This window comes from Shewanella sp. 4t3-1-2LB (assembly GCF_017368415.1).
Taxonomy (GTDB): Bacteria; Pseudomonadota; Gammaproteobacteria; order Enterobacterales; family Shewanellaceae; genus Shewanella; species Shewanella fodinae.
The window spans coordinates 1-223 of sequence record NZ_JAFNJD010000199.1 but is presented as its reverse complement, the minus strand read 5'-3'; the positions used below and the strand labels follow the sequence as shown (position 1 = coordinate 223).

At 45.7% G+C, this 223-nt stretch carries 1 pseudogene; it reads left to right on the top strand.

What is annotated here, in order from left to right:
- Positions 1-222, top strand: a pseudogene (locus tag J3L11_RS19280) (ISAs1 family transposase); the annotation flags it as partial.
- Between the last annotated feature and the right edge of the window lies 1 nt (position 223).

Sequence of the window (223 nt, the reverse complement as noted above, 5' to 3'; positions counted from 1 at the left end):
CAGCATTGGCACATCGAGAATCAACAACATTGGGTACTGGATGTCACGTTCAAAGAAGATATGTCGCGGATAGGCGATAGAGACAATGCGAAGAAAATGGCGTTATTTCGCCGTATTGTGCTCAACTTGTTGCAGCAACACCCATTAAAGGTGAGTAAGCCGAGTAAGATGCGCAAAGCGGCGTGGAATGGGGACTTTAGATCTGAGCTTTTCTTTGGTTAAC